5 protein-coding genes are annotated in these 19,115 nt (G+C 35.2%); all 5 read left to right on the top strand.

The annotated features are described in order from the left end of the window. The first annotated feature begins 174 nt into the window (after window positions 1–174). The 5 genes from VB691_RS23505 (at window position 175) to VB691_RS23490 (ending at window position 19,114) form a co-directional block, all read left to right on the top strand. Window positions 175–10,101 carry a non-ribosomal peptide synthetase/type I polyketide synthase gene (locus VB691_RS23505; protein WP_323293958.1) on the top strand — a complete coding sequence of 3,309 codons (9,927 nt, stop codon included), beginning with the start codon at window positions 175–177 and terminating at the stop codon, window positions 10,099–10,101. After that, entirely contained in the window at window positions 10,098–16,376 is a 6,279-nt protein-coding gene (locus tag VB691_RS23500) for a non-ribosomal peptide synthetase (RefSeq protein ID WP_323293957.1), read from the top strand. Before VB691_RS23505 ends, VB691_RS23500 begins: the two co-directional genes overlap by 4 nt. Window positions 16,377–16,660: 284 nt before the next feature. Next, window positions 16,661–17,977, top strand: coding sequence for a guanitoxin biosynthesis MATE family efflux transporter GntT (gene gntT / locus VB691_RS23495; protein WP_323293956.1), 1,317 nt, complete (start codon window positions 16,661–16,663; stop codon window positions 17,975–17,977). Between the two features lie 68 nt (window positions 17,978–18,045). Then, the gene (locus VB691_RS25895; RefSeq protein ID WP_416245469.1) at window positions 18,046–18,153 is read left to right on the top strand and encodes an integrase core domain-containing protein; all 108 of its coding nucleotides are present in this window, start codon (window positions 18,046–18,048) and stop codon (window positions 18,151–18,153) included. Between the two features lie 199 nt (window positions 18,154–18,352). Further along, window positions 18,353–19,114 carry an SDR family NAD(P)-dependent oxidoreductase gene (locus tag VB691_RS23490; RefSeq protein ID WP_323293955.1) on the top strand — a complete coding sequence of 254 codons (762 nt, stop codon included), beginning with the start codon at window positions 18,353–18,355 and terminating at the stop codon, window positions 19,112–19,114. The last annotated feature ends 1 nt before the right edge of the window (window position 19,115 follow it).

Below are 19,115 nucleotides of genomic sequence, written 5' to 3'. Positions count from 1 at the left end.
TAGGCAATTTTAACGAAGGCAAGCCTTTTCAGCCAACGAGAAATCGGGGTTTTACCCCAGTCTAACAGACGCGAGTTAAGTGCTTAAACAATTAAACAAAATTAATTCCCCACTCGGATTCTCTATAATGCTTACATCATCAGGGTTTTTGTTTTAGATAATGTGTAATTAATTTTGCGTACCTACTTAATACTCTGGAGACAAAATATGTATCCTGATGGCAACGAATCTTTTCCACTTTCATTTGAACAAGAAAGGATGTGGGTTTTACAACAACTGGAACCTGGCAATGCAGTATATAATATCCAAGCAGCTATTTCAATTAAGGGTTTACTTGATCAAGGTATTTTAGAAAAAAGCCTCAAGAAAATAATTAAACGCCATAAAATCTTACGCACTACTTTTGAAACTATTGATGAGAAACCAAGACAGGTAATAGGTTTACCCTTTAACCCAGATTTGTCGGTAGTCAACATAGAAACATTAACTAATCATCAACAAAGTCAAAAAGTAAAACAACTAACTACCCAATTTGTTCAGCAACCATTTAATCTTCACCAAGTTCCTCTATGGCGGTGTCTATGGCTAAAGATAGAACCTACTCAACATTTGATCATCTTAAGTATTCATAACATCATTTGTGATGGTGATTACTCGACAAGCATATTTTTCCGAGAGTTAGCAACCATTTATTCAGCAATGGTTGCAGGTAAACAGTCACCTCTTTTACCTTTACCAATTCAGTATCAAGAATTTGCTCTTTGGCAACAGCAATATTTTCAAGGGGAATTTTTTGCAACTCAACAAAACTACTGGAAACAAAAACTATCTCATAATTTACCTATCTTACAACTACCTACTGATCGCCTAAGACCAGCTATTCAAACTTATGAGGTAGCTAGTTGTCAACTGAATTTACCGCAGAATCTTAGTGAACAAATTAAAAATTTAAGTGAACAACAAAGTGTTACTTTATTTACTCTGTTATTAACAGTGTTTAAAATACTACTTTATCGCTACACTAAACAAGAAGATATTATCGTTGGTTCTAAAGTATTAGGACGCAATTTAACTAATACAGCAAATCTAATTGGTTACTTTGGTAATTTAATAGTTTTGCGTAGTGATCTATCGAAAAATCCAACTTTTCTCGAATTATTATCTCGTATTACTAAGGTAGTAAATGAAGCTCAAGAACATCAAGATTATCCTTTTCAAAAATTAGTAGAGGAACTAAAACCAGAAAGGGATACGAGTTTTCACCCTTTATTTCAGGTATTATTTGTTGTGCAAGAGCAACTGATGCCAACCATAGAATTGCCCTCACTCACCCTAACACCTGTAGATTTAGAGAGTAAATCAGCACTCTATGATTGGGTTGTTTCTCTCAAAGATACAGAACAAGGATTAATCTTGACATGGGAATATCATACTGATTTATTTGATTCAGAGACAATTAATCGCATTATCAAACATTTTCAGAATTTACTAGAAAATATTGTAACTAATCCCCAGGAATATATTGGTAAACTATCCCTTTTAACTAGAGAAGAACACAATCAACTATTAATTAACTATAACAATACCAAGATCAACTATCCACAAGTTTGTATTCATTCCTTATTTGAACAAATTGTCTCCCAAAAATCGGGATTTGTTGCTGTAGTTTACGAAAATCAACGGCTAACCTATGAAGAACTTAATCATAAAGCCAATCAATTAGCTCATTATCTTCAGACGTTAGGAGTAAAACCAGAGAGTTTAATTGGAATATGTATAGAGCGATCGCTCTATATGGTAATTTCTATCTTAGCTGTACTTAAATCCGGTGCTGGTTATGTTCCATTAGACCCTGCTTATCCTAGAGAACGTTTAGAATATATGGTATTAGATTCTAATGTGAACATAATTATAACCACCGAAACGTTATTAAATACATCATCATTTATAGCACAGATAGCAACGAACCATCTGTTAGTTTGTTTAGATAGGGATAAACAAATAATTGGTCAGTATAGTCAGGAAAATTTAGATATTCCCGTTACTCCCCAAAATTTAGCTTACGTTATTTACACCTCCGGCTCCACAGGTAAAGCGAAAGGAGTAATGATGGAACATAAAGCCTTAGTTAATATGATTAACTGGCATCTTCAACAGCGAAAAGTTGGGGTTAAAACATTACAATTTGCTTCTATAAGCTTTGATCTGTCCTTTCATGAAATGTTCTCAACTTGGTGTTCTGGTGGAACGCTGGTGTTGATTTCTGAGACTATTCGTTATAGTCCTGTTGACTTATTAGAGAGCATTATCAAAAATAAAATAGAAAAACTCTATCTTCCTGTTATCGCACTACAACAGTTAGTAGACGTTGTAGATGAACACAGGCTTCCTACTACAATTTGTGAAGTCATAACCGCAGGGGAACAGTTAAAAATAACACCAAAAATTACTGAGTTTTTCCAACAAATAGGTGCAACTCTCCACAATCATTATGGTGCAACGGAAGTTCCTGAAATCACCAGTTTCACTTTAACCGGAGATGCAAAAACTTGGGCTACGCTTCCTCCTATTGGTCGTCCTATTGATAATATTCAAGTTTATATTCTTGATGAGTTTTATCAACCTGTTCCCCTGGGGGTAGTAGGGGCAATTTATGTGGGAGGAGATGGAATTGCTAGGGGTTATTTTAATCGAGAGGATTTAACACAGGAAAGATTTATTCCTAACCCTTTTGGCACTGGTTATCTTTATCGAACAGGAGATAATGGCCGTTATAATAGCGATGGTAACATTGAACATCTTGGTCGTAGCGATCGCCAAGTTAAAATTCGAGGATTTCGCATTGAATTAGGTGAAATTGAAGGAGCATTAGGGCAACATTCTCTGGTGAACGAATGCACAGTGAGTATCCGTGAAGATATACTTGGAAACTCACGATTAATTGCTTATGTGGTGGGTATTCAGGAAGCAGAAAATGATGATTTAGAAGTAACTTTACGAAACTATCTTAAAACACAACTACCTCATTACATGATTCCCGCAGCCATAGTAAGGCTTGAAAAAATGCCTTTAACACCCAGTGGTAAGATAGATCATCGAGATCTTCCTGTTCCTGATAAATTGCGTCGGGAGATAGCTGAAGTGTTAATTAAACCCCAGTCTGACAGTGAAAAAATCATTGCTCAGGTATGGCAAGAAGTTCTGCAATTAGAGGAAGTAGGAATTGAGGATAACTTCTTTGACTTAGGTGGTAATTCCTTACTTTTAATTCAAGTTCATCAGCGATTAATTAAACATTTTTCCCACCTATCAATCTTAAACTTATTTCAGTATTCTACTATTCATAGTTTAGCTCAATATCTCAGCTATCAGAAAACTGAAAAAACCCAAGTAAAAGAGCAGAAAGAAGCTGATAGTTCCCCTAATTCTCCCTCAGATATTGCTATTATTGGGATGGCTGGTCGCTTTCCAAAAGCAGACAATATTGCTCAATTTTGGCAAAATTTGCGTGATGGTGTAGACTCAATTGCTTGGTTTTCTGAAGCAGAAATAGAGTTAGAAGATCATGAATTGCTAAAACAACCTAATTATATCAAAGCTGGTCAAATTTTATCAGATATTGATTTATTTGATGCTGATTTTTTTTGCTATTCTCCCAAAGAAGCACAAGTTACAGATCCTCAACAGCGTATTTTCTTAGAATGTGCTTGGGAAGCTTTTGAAAATGCTGGTTACAATCCCAAAACTTATAAAAAAGCCGTAGGGGTTTATGGTGGTGGAAGTCTCAGCACTTATTTAATTAATAATATTTGTCCTTCCCTCCAACAGAAACCTTTTTTAAGTCATCGGTTATTTAAAAATGCCAATGAGTTTCAAGTAGAGCAAGGAAATGGCAGCGATCATTTACCCATGCGTGTCTCTTATAAATTTAAATTGACAGGACCTAGTGTTAATGTTCAAACAACCTGTTCTACTTCATTGGTGGCAGTTCATTTAGCTTGTCAAAGTTTACTGAATGGGGAATGTGATTTGGCTTTAGCTGGAGGGATTTCGGTTAGTGTTCCTCATAAAGTCGGTTATCTTTACCATGAAGGGATGATTTTATCACCTGATGGACATTGTCGAGCTTTTGATGCTCAGGCTCAAGGCACAATCTTTGGCAACGGTTGTGGTATCGTTATTTTAAAACGTTTAGATGAGGCGATCGCTGATGGAGATAATATTTATGCAGTGATTAAAAGTTCAGCTATTAACAATGATGGGTCATTGAAAGTAGGCTATACTGCACCTAGTATTGAAGGACAAGCTAATGTTATTTCTCAAGCCTTAACTAAAGCTAAAATTGACCCTAGTACCATTAGTTATGTCGAAACTCATGGCACTGGAACACCACTAGGAGATCCAATTGAAATTGAAGCTCTAACTAAGGCTTGGAAGGCACATGGCAACAGCCTGAACAATGGTTTTTGTGCTATTGGTTCAGTTAAAACCAATGTAGGACATTTAGATGAGGCGGCGGGGATCACTGGGTTAATTAAAACAGTTCTAGCCCTCCAAAATCAAGCTATTCCTCCGAGTCTTCACTTTAGTGAGCCTAATCCTCAGATTGATTTTGCTAATAGTCCTTTTTATGTTAATACTCAACTCAGGGATTGGAAAAGTGAGGATAACCCTCGCCGTGCCGGAGTTAGTTCCTTCGGTATTGGAGGCACAAATTGTCATGTTTTACTCGAAGAAGCTCCTAATTTACTTGAAAATAAACCATCAAAGCTTGAAAATGACCGTCAGTTCCATCTTTTAACCTTATCAGCCAAAACAGAACAAGCACTCGAACAACTGATCCAAAATTATGTGACTTATCTGAACTCAGAAACGACCTTAGACATTGGAGATCTTTGTTTTACTGCTAATACAGGACGAGAGCATTTTAAATATCGTCAAGCAATTATTTGTGAGTCTAAACAACAACTTCACCAAAAATTGCTAAGTGTCTTAAATACTCAGAATAAGAACTCTCTAATTAATTCTAATCTTTCTTCTCAAAAAATTGCTTTTCTTTTCACAGGACAAGGCTCTCAGTATGTAGAAATGAGTTATCAACTTTATCAAACTCAACCTACTTTTAGAAAAATCATTGATCACTGTGATAAGATTCTACGTTCAGATTTTAATGTTCCTTTAACTTCAATTTTATTTACCGAAAACGAAAAGCAAAACCATGATTTCTCATTAGATGACACCATTTATACTCAACCTGCTTTGTTTGCTGTAGAATATGCTCTTGCTAAATTGTGGCAATCATGGGGCATTGAACCTGAGCTAGTTATGGGTCATAGTGTGGGAGAATATGTTGCTGCTACGATCGCTGGAATATTTAGCTTAGAAGATGGGTTAAAATTGATAACAACTAGGGGACGCTTAATGCAATCCTTACCCCAAAATGGAGCAATGGTAGCCCTTTTAGCCACTGAAGCACAGGCAAAAGAAGCGATCACTCCCTATGGTAATCAAGTTTCTCTTGCCGCTATTAATAGTCCTCAAAGTGTGGTCATTTCTGGAGAAAGAGAAGCGATTACTGCTATTGTTAATGATTTAGAAAAATCTGGAATCAAAACTAAACAATTAAAGGTTTCTCATGCCTTCCACTCCTCCTTAATGCTCCCAATGTTGGCAGAATTTGAGCAAGTTCTCAAGCAAGTAAAATTTTCTACGCCTCGAATTAAAATTTACAGCAATGTGACAGGAGAATTAGCAGATTCTGAGATCACCACTGCATCATATTGGTGTCGTCATATTCTGATGCCCGTTCAATTTGCTGCAACTATGGAAAGCTTGGCTCGGCAAGATATAAAGCTATTTATTGAAATTGGTTCTAAGCCAATTTTATTAGCAATGGGTCGTCAATGTTTGAGAGAATATCAAGCTCTTTGGCTACCGAGTTTACATCCAGAACAAAAAGATTGGGAATCCTTACTCACAAGCTTAGGACAACTATATGAAGCAGGATTTTCTATAGATTGGGGACAATTTGATAGGGACTATCGGCGATATCGTCAACCTTTACCTACTTATCCTTTTCAACGACAGCGTTATTGGATCGAAGCTCCCCAAAAGAAAGATGATCAAGGTTTAGTTTTGTCTGTCTCAAACCAGATGCTTCATCCCTTGCTCGGACAAGAACTATCTATGGCTGGAACAGAGCAAATTCGCTTCCAAAGTCAAATCAGTAAAAATTCTCCCCACTGGTTACAAGATCACCGAGTATTTGAAACAACAGTTGTTCCAGGGACTGCTTATTTAGAGATGGCTTTAGCTGCGGGAATAGCAGTTACTAAAAGTTTCAATATCTCAGTGGAAAATGTTTTAATTCGCCAGGCACTTACTTTACCTGAAGATGGGACTTCTAAAATTATTCAAGTATTGTTAACGCCAAGGGAAAATTCATCCTATGAATTTGAAATTTTTAGCCAAATATTACCAACAGAAACAGATTTAGAAACAAGGTCATGGATACTTCATTGTTCAGGTAAACTAAAGCTATTAACTCAAGCTAAAACCTTATTTGATGACAAGATAGACTTAAACCTATTAAAAAATCAATGCCAAAAAGAAGTTTTACCCGATACTTTATATCAGAAAAGTAAAGCTCAAAATATAGATTATGGAGCGAGTTTTTTTGCAATAGAAGAAGTCTGGTGTGGTAAAAATATGGCATTAGGTAGAATTAAACTACCAGATTTTTTAACAACAGAGGCTACTAATTATCATTTACACCCTGTTTTATTGGATACTTGCTTACAAATTTTAGATGCCACATTGATAGAAGATGACTCTGATCATACCTATGTGCCAGTTAGTGTGGAAAAAGTAGAAATTTACCAACAACTGAGTAATGAGTTTTGGTGTTATGCTCAGTTACATGAAATAGAAGATAAAAACATTGCTATAGAGGGTGATTTTGATCTCTTTAATGATCAAGGACAAATAATTGCCACCATGAAAGGAGTGTTACTGAAACACACTGTTAGTGAAGTAATGATCAGCACAACTGAAAAATCTTGGCAAGATTGGTTATATCAGGTAAATTGGAAAACTGAGGTTTCTTTTGGTCTTGTCCCCAATTATTTACCAACTCCAACAGAAGTGATCTCAAATCTTCAATTAAAACTAGATCAGTTATTAACTAATCCTAACTTAAAAAATTATAGTCAAGGCTTTGTACAGATTGAAGAATTAAGTGTAATTTACATACTAAAAGCCTTAGCAGAAATGGGTTTTGAGTTTCAAATTGGCTTACGTTTTTCAACGGAACAATTAATAGAACAGTTACAAGTAGTTACACAACATCAAAGATTAATACCTCGCTTACTAGAGATTCTGGCAGAGGTTGAAATAATCAAACAGATTAATAAAAAATGGGAAGTTTTATCAGTTCCACAAAAACAAGAACCAATTGAACAAATAAGTTGTCTATCATCTTCAGAAAAAGAAGCGATCACCGCAGAATTTACTCTTCTTAACTCTTGTGGTTCTAGTTTAGCCCAAGTTCTTCAGGGGAAATCTAATCCCTTACAATTACTATTTCCCAATGGTGATACAAGTAACTTGAGCAAATTATATCAGTATTCTCCCATCATGGAGGTTACAAATACATTGGTACAACAAGCTGTATTGTCAGTTGTAGAAAGTTTACCTCCACAACAAGGTTTAAGAATATTAGAAATCGGAGCGGGTACTGGTAGTACCACATCTTATCTTTTACCCCATCTTCCACCTGATCAAACAAAATATGTTTTTACTGATATTGGAGCTTTTTTTGTGACTAAAGCCCAAGAAAAGTTTAAAGACTATTCTTATGTTAGCTATCAAGTATTAGATATTGAACAAGATCCACAACAACAAGGCTTTGAACTAGAACAATTTGATTTGATTGTAGCAGTTAATGTCTTACACGCTACCCGCAATCTGAGTGAAACTCTACAACATACAAGGCAGCTTTTAGCCCCTAGTGGCATGATAATCTTAATGGAGGATACTGCACCTCAGCGTTGGATGGATTTAACTTTTGGCTTAACAGAAGGTTGGTGGAGGTTCCAAGATCTGGATTTGCGTCCATCATACCTATTACTTAGTCCCCAACAGTGGCAAGAAATATTAAGGGATACAGGATTTGAAACGGTGGAAACTATCTCTACCAAGTCCTCAAACCCACAGCAGAAATTTTCACTACCTCAAGAAACTGTTATTTTAGCTAAAGCTACATCTCAAGTTTCTCAAAAATTACCACATAACTGGCTTATTTTAGCCGATAATCAAGGTATTGGCCGCCAATTAAGTAAACTTTTGGATCAGCAAAAAGCAGTTTGTACTTTAGTTTTTCCTAGTGAAGAATATCAACAAATCTCAACAGGAGAATATTATCTAAATCCTGCTAATTACACTCATTTTAATCAACTCTTGTCAACTCTACCGAATCTTGATGGAGTGATAAATTTATGGAGTTTAGATGGGTCTGAAAACCTCAGTAATAGTTCCTTACCAGAAATTTGTTTACAAAATTGTAGTGCAACCTTACATCTAATTCAAGCATTACTTAATAGTTATACGAAAGCTCCTCATTTATGGTTGATTACCCAGGGAGCGCAAGGGGTAAATGGCTCTGTTACTCAAATAGCTCAATCTCCTTTGTGGGGTATGGGAAATGTCATAGCTCAGGAACACCCTGAACTTAAATGTATCCGAGTAGATTTAGATCCACAAATTAACAGTGAGGGAGTGCAAACATTATATAACGAGATTGTGTCGTCCTTTTCCAGAACAGAAATAGAAGATCAGGTAGCTTTTCGTAATCAGATGCGTTATGTTCCTAGATTGGAACGTTTTAGAGATTTAGAAACACAAAAAGAACTTCTTTTGCGTCAAGATGGCACTTATCTAATTACAGGTGGTTTTGGTGCTTTGGGATTATTAATAGCTCGTTATTTCGGGGAAAAAGGCGTAAAAAACTTAGTTTTGGTGGGTAGAAGTTCGGTAACACCAACGATAACTAATCAGTTACGAGAAATTGAAGAAACTGGTGTTAAAATAACTGTTCTTCAAGGAGATGTGTGTGATCCTAACCAAGTACAGCAAATATTAAACACCATTAACCAAACCTTACCTCCCTTGCGAGGAATTATCCAGGCTGTAGGAGTTGTAGATGATGGTGTTATTTTGCAACAAAATTGGCAACGTTTTCATCGGGTATTAGCACCTAAAGTTGAGGGAGCATGGAATTTACATAATCTAACCCAGAATTACCCAATAGATTTCTTCGTGCTATTCTCATCTTCTGCTTCAATCTTAGGAAATGCAGGGCAAAGTAATCATGCTGCTGCTAATGCTTTCCTAGATGCTTTAGCCTCTTACAGACGATGCCATCAACAACCATGTTTAACTATTAACTGGGGTGCATGGGCTGAAGTAGGAGCAACTGCAAGATTAGGATTAGTTGAACAGTTAAACCAAAAAGGAGAAGGAAGTATTAAGAATGAGGAAGGTTTACAAATATTAGAAAGGTTATTAGTAGTTCAACCGATTCAAGTAGGAGTTATGCCCATCAATTGGGAACGTTTTTTACCTCAGCGTTCAATGTTACAATCTTTATTTGCGTCGATCATTAATGAACAGCAAAAATTAAGTCCTCAGTCGATCATTAATAAACAGCAAAAATTAAGTCCTCAATGGAGAGTCAAGACACAAAAAGAGGTTGAGTCCCTTTCCCCAAATGCCCTTTGGTCTAATCAGCCAAAAGAAAAGGCTACATTAATAGAGTTTCAAATTACAGAACAAGTGGCTAATGTTTTAGGAATACCCCAGTTTAAATTAGATCCCGATACATCACTAACAGCCCTAGGGCTTGACTCTTTAATGGCGATTGATTTGCGAAATCGGCTTAATAATGAGATAGGATTAAACCTACCCATCATGAAAATTATGCAAGGTTTGAGCATTTCATCTCTGACAGAGTTAGTCATTGAACAATTAACATTGGCTAATGTTATTCTATCTGATTCGACTTCTAATGAACTAAGTGATGATATGGAGGAATTTTCCCTGTGAATATTAATCAATTGCTGACTGAATTAGCCGATCTGGGAGTAAAGTTATGGATTGAGGGAGAAAAGTTACAAGTTCGCGCCCCTCAAGGTGTATTGACCTCAAAACTTCGTGATTTATTGAAATTACATAAGCCAGAGTTAATTTCATTACTAAATCGCAATCAAAGCAATACAATTAACACTGATGTACCTCTGGTCAAAGTTTCACGAGAACAAAACTTACCAGTTTCTTTTGCTCAGGAACGTTTATGGTTTTTGAGCCAATTAGAGCCTGAGAATCCTGCTTATAATGAGTTACTTGTGTTGCGTTTAGATGGTTTTCTCAATGTTAAGGCACTCAATTCAAGTCTTAATCAAATTATTCAACGTCATGAAATCCTACGCACTAACTTTACGAGTATTAATGGTCAACCAATTCAAGTTATTGCTCCTAGCTTTACCTTAAATTTGTCAGTGGTAAATTTAAGTGATTTACCCAAAAATGACAGAGAAACTGCTTATCAAGAATTTATAACAAAACAAATACAAAATCCCTTTGATCTAGCCAATGAGCCTTTAATTCAAGGAACTTTGTTGAAGGTAACAGAAACAGAACAGATATTGCTGATCAAAATTCATCATATTATTTGGGATGCAAAATCAGCCGATTATGTATTTATGAAGGAATTAGCCCATTTTTATACAAGTTTTTGCAAAAATTTACCTGTAGAACTTCCAGCATTGCCCATTCAATATGTTGATTTTGCAATTTGGCAAAGAAAATGTTGTTCATCTAAAAGTCTTGCTCCTCACCTTGATTACTGGAAAAAACAATTGCAAAATGCACCTGCTTTGTTAGATTTGCCAACAGATCGAGTGCGAGGTATAACTCAATCTTTTGAGGGCAAGGTTTTGCCTTTTTCCCTGTCTCCAACGATGACAGAAGCATTAGTTACTTTTAGTCAACAAAGAGAAGTTACTCTATTTATGACACTTTTGGCTACTTTTCAAGTCTTACTATATCGTTATACGGGACAAACTGATATCTGCGTTGGTACACCTATTACAAACCGCAATCGCTCCGAACTTGAGAGCTTAATTGGATTCTTTATTAATATGCTGGTGCTACGGACGGATCTCTCTGGTAATCCTCGTTTTGAAGATTTATTGGAGAAGATAAAAACTGTGGCTTTAGGTGCTTATGAACATCAAGATTTACCCTTTGAAAAATTAGTGGAAGAATTGCATCCAGAAAGAAATCTAAGCTATACACCACTATTTCAAGTAGGGTTTGCTCTCTATGCACCGATGTCAGAAATTTCCATGGAAAATTTGACAGTTAAACCCTTAGTTGTAGAAACTGGTACGGCAAAATTTGACTTAAGTTTAGCCTTACAATATACTGAAACAGGTCTAATTGGACAATGGCAATATAAAACTGCTCTTTTTGATGAGATTACTATTGCGAAAATGGCAGAGCATTTTCAAGCTTTACTAGAGGGAATTATTCAAACCCCTGAAGAAAGAATATCCTTTTTACCAATTTTAAGTACAACTGAAAAACAAAAATTATTGTTTGACTGGAATTGTACTCAAACTCCATATCCTCAGAATAAGTGCATTCATCAACTATTTGAGGAGCAGGTAGAAAAGACACCAGATAATATAGCGGTAAGATTTAAAAATCAGCAATGGACTTATCAAAAGTTAAATACTAAAGCTAATCAGTTAGCATCCTATATACAACAACTTGGCGTAACTTCAGATGTTTTGGTCGGAATTTGTATCGAGCGATCGCCCCTAATGATTATGGCATTACTAGCAATTCTCAAAGCGGGTGGAGCTTATGTTCCTCTTGATCCCCATTATCCTGCGGAGCGTTTAGCCTATATCCTCAAGGATGCTCAAATATCAGTCTTAATAACGAAACAAACCTTAATTAGTTTATTCCCCAAATATGAGAGTCAGTTGATTTGTTTAGATAGGGATGATTTCATCTTTAAAGAACAAAGTCAAGAAAATATTACTAATCAAGTAACTCCCAAAGATTTAGCCTACATAATTTATACATCAGGCTCTACTGGAAAACCAAAGGGTGTCATGATTGAACATCACTCTGTAGTAAATTTTGTTCAAGTCGCAATTTTTGAACATCAAATTAGTGCGCTGGATCATGTTCTTCAGTGTGCCTCGATCAATTTTGATGCCGCCGTTGAAGAAATTTTCCCCTGTTTAACCACTGGTGGCACTTTAGTTTTACGCAGTGACGAAATGTTAAACTCTGTGGCAGAATTTAGGCAAAAGTGCCAAGATTGGCAATTAACCGTTTTATTTTTACCGACAGCTTATTGGCAACAGTTAATCTCTGAATTGGTAAGAACTAATCAAAGCCTACCAAAAACAGTGCGTATCATTAATATAGGGGGCGAAAGACTTGTCCCCGAAAAATTTAGACTATGGCAAAAGTATATACAGGATCATGGTGATCCAATTAATCAAACTCCAGTCTTAATTCATGGTTATGGTCCCACAGAAGCAACAGTAGTCACCACTTTCTGTAATTTAACTCAGTTAAACTCACAATCTTGGTACAGGGAAGTTCCCATTGGCAAACCCATTAATAATGCGGAAGTTTATATTTTAGATCAATATCTACAACCATTGCCAGTAGGGGTTTCTGGAGAACTTTATATAGGAGGAGAAGGTTTAGCAAGGGGATATTTCAATCAGCCTGAATTAACTAAGCAAAAATTTATTGACAATCCTTTTACTAATCAAAAATATAATATAGGTGACAAGGGTATATTATTAACTGTTCAAGATAGAGAAAAGGGAAAAGGGGACAGGGAAAGGGAAACAAGGAACGGGGAACAAGGAACGGGGAACAAGGAACAGAATGATCCCAAAAACTCAATTTATGACCTTGGAAAGTATAGTTCTAAACGTCTTTATAAAACAGGAGATTTAGTTCGCTATTTACCCAGTGGCAACATTGAATTTCTGGGGCGCATAGATCATCAAGTCAAGATTCGAGGGTTTCGGATCGAACTAGGAGAAATTGAGTCTGTACTTACTCAACATCCTGGTATCACAGAAGCAGTTGTTGTTACTCAAAAAGATCAATTGGGTAATCAAAGTTTAGTAGCTTATGTTATTTGTGAGAATCAATCCAACAATCAAAATCAATTACAGACTTTTTTGAAAGAAAAATTACCAGACTACATGATACCTAGGGTTTTTCTATTCTTAGAGCAGCTTCCCCTCACACCTAATGGTAAAGTAAACCGACAAGATCTTCCCCTTCCGAATTGGCAAAATCTTGAATCCACAGACAATTTTATAGCACCAGAAACGGCTACACAAAAGATATTAGCTCAAATTTGGGGTGATGTGTTAAGGCAAAAACAAGTTGGTATTAATGATAACTTTTTTGAACTGGGTGGCGATTCAATCCTGAGTATTGCAATTATTGCTCGTGCTAACCAAGCAGGTTTACAGCTAACTCCTAAACAACTTTTTCAACACCAAACTATTGCTGAGTTGGCGATGGTAGCAAATACCACAACTCCTATTTGTGCCAAACAAGAGTTAATCACAGGAGAAATACCATTAACACCGATTCAACATTGGTTTTTTGAGCAAAAAATGCTTGAACCTCAGCATTTTAATCAATCTATGATGTTTCTTGTTCCTGCAAACCTAAAGCCAGATATATTAACCCAAGCTGTTAAACAATTATTATGGCATCATGATGCACTGCGGATATGTTTTAGAGAAAATGAGCAGGGATGGCAACAAATTAATCAGGATTTTTGCCAAGATGATATCATTGAGGTTGTTAACTTGTCAGAAATTCCCCATAATCAACAATCAGAGACGATTGAAAAAATAGCTAGTCAACGCCAGACTAACTTAAATTTGTCAACAGGAAAACTTATCAAAGTAGTGTTGTTTAAGTTAGGTAATAATGTCCAAAATCGTTTACTGATCGTGATCCACCATTTAGTTGTAGATGGAGTTTCATGGCGCATTTTATTAGAAGATATCTCTACCGTATATCAACAACTATTACAAAAAGAAACGGTTAAGTTACCACCTAAAACTACATCTTTTCAAGATTGGGCAATTCGTTTGCAAAATCATGGCACTTCTGAGGTTATTACAACAGAGTTATGCTACTGGTTAAATCAGCAATGTGTTAATTCCCTACCATTAGATAAATTAGGAATAAATACTAATACTGAAGCAAGTGTGAAAACAATAACTACTGCTTTAAGTAAGGAAGAAACTCAGATACTGTTGGAGATTGTGCCTAAAGTGTATAACACTATGATTAATGATGTTTTGTTAACAGCATTAGTAGAAAGTATAACTCAATGGACAGGTTTTTCTTCCCTACTGATTAATTTAGAAGGACATGGTAGAGAAGATTTATTTGAAGATATAGATTTATCTCGCACTGTGGGTTGGTTTACTACTATCTTTCCTATTTTACTAAATTTAAAAGATGCTAAGAATCCCCAAACAAAACTCAAGTTAATTAAAGAGCAATTACGAACATTACCCCATAGAGGTATTGGTTATGGTATTCTGCGTTATTTAAGTCAGAATAGGGAAATAAGTCAACAATTACAAAAACTACCTGTACCTGAAATATCTTTTAATTATTTAGGACAATTTGAACAACTGTTCAGCAACTCTATCGTTACAGGTTTTGCACCTGAAGGAATTGGAGCAAATTTTAGTTCTTTAACTAAGCGTACTCATCTTTTAGATGTGGTAGGATTAATAAGTGAAGGGCAATTACAAATTACTTGGTATTATAGCCAAAATTATCATAGAGAGGAAACAATTAGCCATCTTTCAGATGAGTATATTAATGCTCTTAGTGTTTTGATAAAAGACTGTCAGCTACAGGTCGAAAAAAGTTATATTTTATCAGATTTTAATGAATCTAAATTAAGTAATAAGAAACAGATCCCTTTCCATTTATTGCAAATTCCAGAGGAGATAGGGGCTTTAGTTTCAAAGGATATTGAAGATGTCTATCCTCTAGCTAAGATGCAAGAATTAATGTTACATCATTATCAGAAAAATCAGGGTAAGGGAGTTTATCATTGTCAACATTCATTTAATATTTATGATGATGATTTTTCCCTAGAGAACTTCAAAGAGTCTCTCAAAATGATAGTGCAAAAACATCCAATTTTGAGAACAGTATTTATTTGCCAAGATAAACTGCCTGTATTTCAAGCAGTAAGAAAAAATCCAAAATTTGTAATAAAGGAACAAGATATCAGTCATTTAACATCAGCAGAACAGGAAAATTATCTTGATGAAATCTTAAAAGAAGATCGACAAAACCCATTTATAACTGAAGATCAAGAACAATTGCTTTTGCGATTTTTTATCTTCAAAAAAGATAATCAAAATATTGAGTTTTTAATGTGTTTTCATCATGCCATTATAGATGGGTGGAGTAGTATTGAATTGATTAATGAGTTATCTGAATTATATTCTAGTCTTAAACAAGGGGAAAATATCATAGCATCTAATCTTTCTAATACTTATAAAGAGTTTGTTGCTTTGGAAAAAGAAATTCTTATTTCTAAGCAAACCTCTAATTTTTGGAAAGATTATTTAAGTAAATGTAATTATAAACCACTAGAATTAGAGCAAGAATATGTCTGTAAACTAGATTCTGCTTATGAAGAAACTGGTTTAAGTTCTGAAACTATTTTAGAACTTAAAAATGTTTCTCGGAGGCTAAAAGTATCATTAAAAGCTATCTTTTTGAGTGCTTATCTTGAGCTTTTTGCACAAAAACAGGAAGATAAGATAATTTCATTAGTGGGAGTTATATCCAATGGTCGAACTGAGAAACTATCTAACCCATTTAAGTCTTTAGGTTTATTTTGGAATATTATACCTTTTTACCAATCACTTATAAATAATAAAGATTTACAAGTTCAAAATGTTCAACGCTCTCTTATTGAAATTGGATACTATAGTAGATATCCTTTTTGTCAAATTTTATCAGACCAAAAACAGAATAATTTATTTTTTGCTACATTTAATTTTTTAAATTTTCACAACTCAACTTCTTCTCCAGAAAAAACGGATTTACACATTCAAGAGAGTAAATGTCATGATAGATTTCACTTTCCACTCAATTGTACAATTTCAATAAATTCTTTTGACCAAAGTGGAACTATTCGTATAGAATATGATCCTAATTATTTTAGTGGTGAAACTATTGTCGAAAGAATCAAAAACTATCTTAGATATCTCCAATAATCAGACTGTGTGATACCCAATCCGGTTAAGAAAAGCTCATTTATAGTATTTGTACAAAATATGAAAACCCTCTTTATCCCTGATCCATGCTTTTTATAATCAGCCTATAAAAACCAGATTTAGTATGATGTCTTCACCTAAGTGTGTAAGTAGTCGGACATAAACAAACAATGTTATGTTAAGAAATATTACAAAGACTGAAACCCTTTTTTATTGCCTATTGCCGATTCCCTTGCCTCACGGTTAACTTTAATTTTGTCCGACTACTCAGTGCTATAAATACCATGAACCTAAAGTTTTCAGAAAAATATGACTTTGTTCCTCGCTTTTTTCGACAGGCAATTGCTAATATCCTTGCGAATGTTATGACACCCCTAGCAAGTTTAATTAGTGTCATCTTTTTAGGTCATCTTGACAAAATAGATAACCTAGCAGGAGTTACTCTAGCAGGTAATATACTGAGCTTTATTTTCTTTATTCTTACCTTCTTGCGAATGAGTACCACTGGAGTAACAGCACAAGCAGTCGGACGAGATGATCGAGAGGGTATTTTATTAGTAGGATTTCGGAATGGCTTTCTTGCTTTAGCTATTGGTAGTTTATTAATAATGTTAAGTTATCCTTTAGGAGAATTAGCTTTTGCTCTGCTTAATATTACAGATGAATTTAAAGCCTCTGCTCAAACTTATTTTAATATAACCATGTTGTCGGCACCAGCTAATCTACTCAATATGGTTATTCTTGGTTGGTTTTTAGGACGGGAAAAAAATCTTTTAGTGATTCTGTTATCTGTAGTAGGAAATGTAGCTAAAGTAGTATTAGACTATGTTTTAATTATCCGATGGGGGTGGGAAAGTTTAGGTGCTGGCACATCTTCCGCGATAAGTCAATATTTATCTCTATTTGTGGGACTTTTGTTTGTGTTTAAAGAGATTCAATGGCAAGAAGTACAAGCTATTAAAGCAAAAATTTGGCAGATATCGGAGATTAAATCTTCATTAAAATTTAATGCGGATATACTTATTAGTAACTTTTTCATTATTTTTGCTTCTTTGTTGTTCAACTATGAAGGGACAATGATGGGAACAATGATTTACACTCAAAATGCTCTGCTCATACAAATTTGTAACTTGAGTGTCTATATACTTTTAGGTTTATCATTTAGTACCGAAACCCTGCTTGGAAATTTTAAAGGTCAAAAAGTTTTGGATAAATTATTTCCCCTCGCCTTTGTTTCTTTTGGAAGTGGTTTATTCGTAGCAGTTTCCATTGGTGGAATATGTTGGCTATTTCCTCATACTATCTTTGGACTATTAACCAACCACTATGAATTGATTGAAAATATTGAGATTTATATTCCCTGGTTAATGCTTGTTTTATTATTTGATGCTATGAATTTTATGCTTGATGCACAATTCTTGGCATTAGCAGAAGGAAGTATCCTTCGCAACATGAGCATGATAGCTATAGTAGGATTTTTACCCATGACTTTTGTAGCTATGAAGTATGAAAGTAATCAAATTCTATGGTTATCTTTATTTTTATTTCTGGCGATTAGAGCAATTATGTTAGGAGCTAAATTACCAGAAAAACTTAGGTAATTTAGTTGAAACGAACCCCAAAAGTTCTCTGGTTTTAATAGAGAACTTTAACTCGTCTTTTTTTCAAAATGAGAATTACTGGCTGGTTTCAATGGTATAATCAAGAAAGATTCCATCAAGCGATAGATAATCAAACTCCAGATATCGTTTATTGGAAGAGTTTAAGAGGGAATTGAAAAGAATAGATAGAACAAATGCTCTATCTTAGGTTAGAGCTTAACAACCTATAAAATTTGTTCGACCGATGGTAAGCTTAGACGCATTTACATTGCATGATAATAACAGTGAAAGCTTTGTGGAGAGGGCTGTGGACAAGAAACTTTAGTGCGTCTAAGCTTATCCACTTCATATTTTTAAACCAAATGGAAAAGTACCGTGAACTATGCTCGATTTGATTTAACGAATAAAGTTGCTGTTGTCACAGGAGGAGCTAAGGGAATTGGTAGAGTCATCGCTCAAGGATTAGCCCAAGCCGGTGCGAAGATAGCCATTGGCGATTTAGACCTATCCTCTGCACAAACAACTGTAGAGATGATTAGAGATCATGGTGGGGTGGCTATGGCTGTTCAAACAGATGTTACTAAATATGATAATTGTTTCCAATTAATTAACCAAACTATTGTCAGCTATCAGCAATTAGATATTATGGTTTGTAATGCAGGTATCAATATTGCTAGACCGGCTCTCTTACTGTCAGAATTAGAGTGGGATTCCATCATTGATGTTAATCTAAAAGGCTATTTTAATTGTGCTAAGTTAGCCGCCCAACAGATGATTCAACAAAATACAGCAGGATCAATTATTATGAATTCATCGGTGGCTAGTATGGTAGGATTAGTTGAGGCTGTAGCCTATAGTGCTTCTAAAGGCGGTGTAAATCAGTTGGTGCGAACTTTAGCCCTAGAGTGGGCTGAATATAATATTCGTGTTAATGCGATCGCCCCTGGTTACATCAACAATATCATCAAAGGATTAGAAAATCCCACCTCATCAGAGGAAGTAAAAAACCTTGTTCCTATGAAGCGTAGAGGTGAACCAGCAGAATTAGTAGGTCCGGTGGTGTTTCTTGCCTCTGAAGCAGCTTCCTTTATTACTGGGACAATTTTGTTGGTAGATGGAGGTTATAGCATTCAATAAA

It is taken from the genome of Crocosphaera sp. XPORK-15E (genome assembly GCF_034931425.1).
Lineage (GTDB): Bacteria > Cyanobacteriota > Cyanobacteriia > Cyanobacteriales > Microcystaceae > UHCC-0190.
Note: the sequence above shows the minus strand (reverse complement) of the source record. Positions and strands in the feature narration are given on the sequence as shown.